The sequence below is a fragment of the Caulobacter sp. P1_B12_2 genome, from assembly GCF_056406675.1.
Window position 1 is genome coordinate 1 of record NZ_JBFTZS010000281.1, and the last position, 6,265, is coordinate 6,265.

Annotated in this window: 4 protein-coding genes; 2 read left to right on the forward strand and 2 right to left on the reverse strand. The window is 66.7% G+C overall.

Going from position 1 to position 6,265, the window contains the following annotated elements; translation table 11 throughout:
- Positions 1 to 124: 124 nt before the first annotated feature.
- Positions 125 to 2,974 (forward strand): preprotein translocase subunit SecA, encoded by a 2,850-nt coding sequence (secA, locus tag AC1DZ6_RS16735; RefSeq protein ID WP_477098274.1) that lies wholly within the window; start codon positions 125 to 127, stop codon positions 2,972 to 2,974.
- A 119-nt stretch (positions 2,975 to 3,093) separates the two neighbouring features.
- Here secA and AC1DZ6_RS16740 read toward each other — a convergent pair whose 3' ends face one another.
- Positions 3,094 to 3,519, reverse strand: coding sequence for a MarR family winged helix-turn-helix transcriptional regulator (locus AC1DZ6_RS16740; RefSeq protein ID WP_477098275.1), 426 nt, complete (start codon positions 3,517 to 3,519; stop codon positions 3,094 to 3,096).
- A 156-nt stretch (positions 3,520 to 3,675) separates the two neighbouring features.
- Here AC1DZ6_RS16740 and AC1DZ6_RS16745 point away from each other — a divergent pair, with 156 nt between their 5' ends.
- On the forward strand, positions 3,676 to 4,665 hold the full coding sequence (locus AC1DZ6_RS16745; protein ID WP_477098276.1) for an alpha/beta fold hydrolase: 990 nt from the start codon (positions 3,676 to 3,678) through the stop codon (positions 4,663 to 4,665).
- A 78-nt stretch (positions 4,666 to 4,743) separates the two neighbouring features.
- Here AC1DZ6_RS16745 and AC1DZ6_RS16750 read toward each other — a convergent pair whose 3' ends face one another.
- Positions 4,744 to 6,186 (reverse strand): DEAD/DEAH box helicase, encoded by a 1,443-nt coding sequence (locus AC1DZ6_RS16750; RefSeq protein WP_477098277.1) that lies wholly within the window; start codon positions 6,184 to 6,186, stop codon positions 4,744 to 4,746.
- Positions 6,187 to 6,265: the final 79 nt, after the last annotated feature.

Consider the following 6,265-nt stretch of genomic DNA (forward strand, 5'->3'; position numbering starts at 1 on the left):
GCTTAAGTCTCCGCGCGCGCTCTAGACACTAGTTTCCGCTGGCGTCTTCGCCCCCATTTTACCGTAGTGAAGGCCTTCAAGCCCTAGCGCCGGCCTCACAGACACCACTCCGGATCCCGTATTCATGCTCGGCTTCGCCAAAAAGTTCTTCGGCTCTTCCAACGAACGCAAGGTCAAGGCGATGTCCGCCCAAGTGGCGAAGATCAACGCCCTGGAGCCGGAATACGCCGCCCTGTCCGACGAGGCCCTGAAGGCCAAGACCGAAGAGTTCAAGGCCCGCCTGGCCAAGGGCGAAACCCTCGACAGCCTGCTGCCCGAAGCCTTCGCCGTGGTCCGCGAGGCCGGCAAGCGCGTGCTGGGCATGCGCCACTTCGACGTCCAGATGGTGGGCGGCATGGTCCTGCACACCGGCGGCATCTCGGAAATGCGCACCGGCGAGGGCAAGACCCTGGTCGCCACCCTGCCCACCTATCTCAACGCGCTGGAAGGCAAGGGCGTCCACGTCATCACCGTGAACGACTACCTGGCCAAGCGCGACGCCGAGTGGATGGGCCAGATCCACAACTTCCTGGGCCTGTCGTACGGCGTGATCGTCAACGGCCTCAGCCAGGGCGAACGTCAGCGCGCCTACCGCAGCGACATCACCTACGGCACCAACAACGAATTCGGCTTCGACTACCTGCGCGACAACCTCGTCTACAGCGTCGAGGAAATGGTCCAGCGCGGCCACCACTACGTCATCGTCGACGAAGTGGACYCGATCCTGATCGACGAAGCCCGCACGCCGCTGATCATCTCGGGTCCGACCGAGGATCGCAGCGAGTTCTACAAGACCATCGACGTCCTGGTGAAGGAGCTCATCAAGGACAAGACCAACTACGATCACGACGAGAAGCAGAAGCAGGTCATCCTCACCGAGGAAGGCCAGGAGCGCATCGAAGAGATCCTGATGGCGGGCGGCCACCTGGCCGAGGACACCGCCGGCCTCTACGACGCCGCCAACATCTCGGTCGTGCACCACGTCAACCAGGCCCTGCGCGCCAACGTGCTCTACACGCTCGACAAGGACTACATCGTCAAGGACGCCGAGGTGATCCTGATCGATGAGTTCACCGGCCGCATGATGACCGGTCGCCGCCTGTCGGAAGGTCTGCACCAGGCCATCGAGGCCAAGGAAGGCGCCCAGGTTCAGCCCGAGAACCAGACCCTGGCCTCGGTGACCATCCAGAACTACTTCCGCCTCTACGGCAAGCTGGCCGGCATGACCGGCACCGCCGCCACCGAGGCCCAGGAATTCGACGACATCTACAAGATGGGCGTCAGCGAGATCCCGACCAACCGTCCGGTCCTGCGCATCGACGACGACGACGAGGTCTATCGCACCGAGCGCGAGAAGAACGACTCGATCCTGCGGCAGATCGCCCACTGCCACGCCCACGGCCAGCCGATCCTGGTCGGCACGGTGTCGATCGAGAAGTCCGAAGAGCTGTCCAAGCTGCTGTCGACCTATGACTACAAGGTCGAGATGTCGCGCGTCCGCAAGGCGGAACACGCCGGCAAGGACGACAAGGAACTGGCCAAGCTGGGCGACGACGCCTTCGACATCGTCCACCAGACCGGCAAGGGCATTCCGCACCAGGTGCTGAACGCCCGCTTCCACGAACAGGAAGCCGGCATCGTCGCCGACGCGGGCGTGCCCGGCGCGGTGACCATCGCCACCAACATGGCCGGCCGCGGCACCGACATCCAGCTGGGCGGCAACCTCGACATGCGCCTGGCCAACTGGCGCCAGCAGCAGAAGGGCCTGGGCATCACCCCGACCCACGAGGACGAGCTGGCCCAGAAGGCCGAGCTGGAAATCGAGATCTCGGCCGCCAAGGCCCGGGCCCTCGCGGCCGGCGGCCTGTTCGTGCTGGGCACCGAGCGTCACGAGAGCCGCCGCATCGACAACCAGCTGCGCGGCCGGACGGGTCGTCAGGGCGACCCGGGCCGTTCGAAGTTCTTCCTGTCGTGCGAAGACGACCTGCTGCGCATCTTCGCCGGCGAGCGCCTGGACGCGATCATGCGCACCTTCGGCGTCCAGGAAGGCGAGGCGATCACCCACAAGTGGCTGAACAACGCCATCGCCACCGCCCAGAAGCGCGTCGAACAGCGGAACTACGAGATCCGCAAGAACCTCCTGAAGTACGACGATGTCGTCAACGACCAGCGCAAGGCCGTGTTCGAGCAGCGCCAGGAGTTCATGGAGGCGACCGACCTCTCCGACATCATCCACGAGATGCGCCATGACGTGGTCGACGACTTCGTCGCCCGCTACATGCCGCCCAAGGCCTATGCCGAGCAGTGGGACATCGAGGGGCTGGACGAGCGCGTCCAGGCGATCCTGGGCCTGACCCTGCCGCTGAAGGAATGGGCCGCCGAGGAAGGCTTCGGCGACGAGGAGATGCGCGAGCGCCTGAACAAGGCCGCCGACGCCTACGCCGCCGAGCGCGAAGTGATCATCACCCCCGAGCAGATGCGCTCGGTGGAGAAGAACTTCCTGCTGCAGATGATCGATCTGCAGTGGCGCGAGCACCTGATGCATCTGGACCACCTGCGCAACGTCATCGGCCTGCGCGGCTACGGCCAGCGCGATCCGCTGAACGAGTACAAGACCGAGGCCTTCTCGCTGTTCGAGAAGCTGCTGGGCGACCTGCGGACCAACACCACCCGCTGGCTGATGACGGTCGAGATCGCCTATGCCGAACCCGAGCCGCTGCATTCGCCGGAAGGTCTGACCGAGGTTCACCTTGATCCACTGACCGGTGAGAACGCCGCCACGGCCGGCGCCCTGCCCGAGGGCCTGTCGCCCGAGCAGCGCGAAGCCCTGCCGGTCTCGGTCCTGCCGGAAGGCTGGGAATACACCGCCCGCAACGGCGCGTGCCCGTGTGGGTCGGGCAAGAAATTCAAGCACTGCCACGGGACGCTGGTTTAGAGCCTGAGCGCTCGATGATCTGGAAACGCCCGCCCTGGGAAACCGGGGCGGGCGTTTTTCTTTGGCCGTTGCTGGACGCCCCCTCCGTCGCGATGCGAAGCGGCGTGACGGAGGGGGCGTCAGCCCTCCACCAGCGCCGCGCGCAGCGCCTGGACCTGGTGGTTGAGAGCGTCGAGCTGGTCCAGGGTCATGGCCGATTTGGACACCAGGGTCTGGCCCAGGCAGTCGCACTGGTTCAGCAGGCCCCGGCCGGTCTCGGTCAGCCTGACCCGCACCTGGCGCTCGTCCACCGTGCTGCGCTGGCGGGCGACCAGGCCGGCCTGCTCCAGGCGCTTCACCAGCGGGGTGATCGTGCTGGACTCCAGCGCCAGGCGTTGGGCGATCGCCCCGACGCTGGCGTCATCGGTCTCGCCCAGCACGCTCAGCACCAGGTACTGCGGATAGGTGATGCCCATCGCGTCCAGCATCGGCTTGTAGGTGCGGGTGATCGCCATGCTGGTGGCGTAGAGGGTGAAGCAGATCTGGTCGTCCAACGGGATAGGCACGGCGATGGTCCTCGCGGGCGAAAACACCCTCCCCAGTTACATACCACGAAAAAGGATATCGCGATAAAGATTTCGCTGGACAGGTCGTCGCGGGCGCCTTAGCCATATCATTATCGCGATAACAAATATCGCGGAAACAATCCTAAGGGACATCAGATGAGCCAGTCGACCCCCCAAGCCTCGCGCCGCCACGTGATGACCACCAGCCTCGGCCTCGCCGCCGCCGCGGTCTTCGCCGCCCAGTCCGCTGAAGCCGCCCCCACGCCCGCCCAGACTTCGACCTCGAAGGCCTCCAGCGCCAAGTCGAACCCCGGCAGCGGCTTCGTCACCGTCCAGGACGGCACGCAGATCTTCTACAAGGACTGGGGCCCTCGGACCGCCCAACCGATCGTGTTCCACCACGGCTGGCCGCTGAGCAGCGACGACTGGGACGCTCAGATGATGTTCTTCGTCGGCCAGGGCTATCGCGTCATCGCCCACGACCGTCGCGGCCACGGCCGCTCCAGCCAGAGCGACACCGGCAACGAGATGGACACCTACGCCGCCGACGTCATCGCCCTGGCCCGCCATCTGGACCTGAAGAACGCCATCCACGTCGGCCACTCGACCGGCGGCGGCGAGGCGATCCACTACGCCGCTCGGGCCGACGCCGGCCGGGTCGCCAAGGTGGTGCTGATCGGGGCCGTGCCGCCGATCATGCTGAAGACGGCGGCCAATCCCGGCGGCCTGCCCAAGGAGGTGTTCGACGGTTTCCGCACCGCCCTGATCGCCAACCGCGCCCAGTTCTTCCACGATGTCGCGGCCGGTCCGTTCTACGGCTACAACCGCCCGGGCGCGAAGGTCTCGCCGGCCACCATCGAGAACTGGTGGCGCCAGGGGATGATGGGCGGCGCCAAGGCCCACTACGACTGCATCACCGCCTTCTCGGAAACCGACTTCACCGACGACCTGAAGACCGTCGACGTGCCCGTGCTGCTGATGCATGGCGAGGACGACCAGATCGTGCCGATCGCCGACAGCGCCCTGCTGGGCATCAAGCTGCTGAAGAAGGGCACGCTGAAGACCTATCCGGGCCTGCCGCACGGCATGGCCACCACGCATGCCGAGATCATCAACAAGGACCTGCTGGCCTTCCTCAAGGCCTAGGGTTCCGTAGAACGAGAAACGCCCGCCCCGGGTGACCGGGGCGGGCGTTTTGCTTTGTCGATCTAGGATCGCTCGACCTTAGTCGATCGGGTTCCAGCGTTCCGACGGGGCGGCCGCGCGCTTGGGGCCGCGGAAGTCGCCGCCGGCCGAGCGGGCCTGGCCCTGGGCTTGCGCCTGGCCGGCGCCCTGACCGCCGCCGTTGCGGCCGCGGTTCGGCTGGCCGCTGGGCTTGCCGCCCTGGCCTTGGCCATTGCCGCCGCCCTTGGCCGGACGGTTGCGCTGGCGGCGCAGTTCCGACGGGACGTTGTTGCGCGGGTCGGCGCGGCGCGGATCGACGTACTTCTCCGGCGGAGCCAGCTTGTCGGCCACGGCCGCGGCGGCCGCCAGGTTCTTGTCGTTGCGACGGTCGAAGGTCGGGATCGTCTGGCGGGTGGCCTTCTGGATGTCCTTCAGCAGCGGACGCTCGTCATCGGCGCAGAAGCTGATGGCGATGCCTTCCTTGCCCTTGCGGGCGGTCCGGCCGATGCGGTGGACATAGGACTCCGGCACGTTGGGCAGCTCGTAGTTGAACACATGGCTGACGTCGTTCACGTCGATGCCGCGGGCGGCGATGTCCGTGGCGATCAGCGCCTTGACCTGGCCGGCCTTGAAGGCGGCCAGGGCGCGCTCGCGCTGGCCCTGGGTCTTGTCGCCGTGGATGGCCGCGGCCTCGATGCCGCTAGCGACCAGATACTTGGCCACCCGGTCGGCGCCGCGCTTGGTGCGGGTGAAGACGATCGAACGCTCGACGCTCTTGTCGGCCAGCAGTTCGGCCAGCAGCGGACGCTTGCGCTGGGCTTCGATGTAGATCAGCGACTGGTCGATGCGCTCGACCGTGGTGGCCGAGGGGGYGATCGCCACCTGGGCCGGGTTCTTCAGCAGCTCGCCGGCCAGCTTGCCGATTTCGCTGGGCATGGTGGCCGAGAAGAACAGGTTCTGGCGTTCCTTGGGCAGTTGCGAGGCGATCTTGCGGATCGGCACCACGAAGCCCAGGTCCAGCATCTGGTCGGCTTCGTCGAGGACGAAGATCTCGACGCCGTTCAGGTGAGCGGACTTTTCGCCCAGGTGGTCCATCAGGCGGCCCGGGGTGGCCACGACCACGTCGACGCCGGCCGCCAGGGCCTTCATCTGCGGGCCGTACTTCACGCCGCCGAAGATGGTGGCGACGGTCAGGCCCATGTGCTTGCCGTAGTCGCGGAAGCTTTCGGCGATTTGCGTCGCCAGTTCGCGGGTCGGGGAGAGGACCAGGCAGCGGAAGCCGCGGCGCGGGGCCGGCTTCTTGTCTTCGGCCAGGCGGTGCAGGATCGGCAGGGCGAAGGCGGCGGTCTTGCCGGTGCCGGTCTGGGCGATGCCCAGCAGGTCGCGGCCCGACATCACCAGCGGGATGGCTTGCGCCTGGATCGGGGTGGGCGTGGTGTAGCCCTTGTCGGTCAGCGCCTTCAGCAGCGGTTTGGCGAGGGCGAGATCGGTGAATTGAGTCAAGTCAGATGCTTTCGTCAGCCACGCGGCGGCGCATGCGGTCCTCGCACGGCTCGCCTGGCGGCGGGTCGGTGGGGAGCGC

What these genes read in the sequence shown, in the direction of transcription:
- AC1DZ6_RS16745 (WP_477098276.1), top strand. Translation starts at nt 3,676, where the DNA reads ATGAGCCAGTCGACCCCCCAAGCCTCGCGCCGCCACGTGATGACCACC.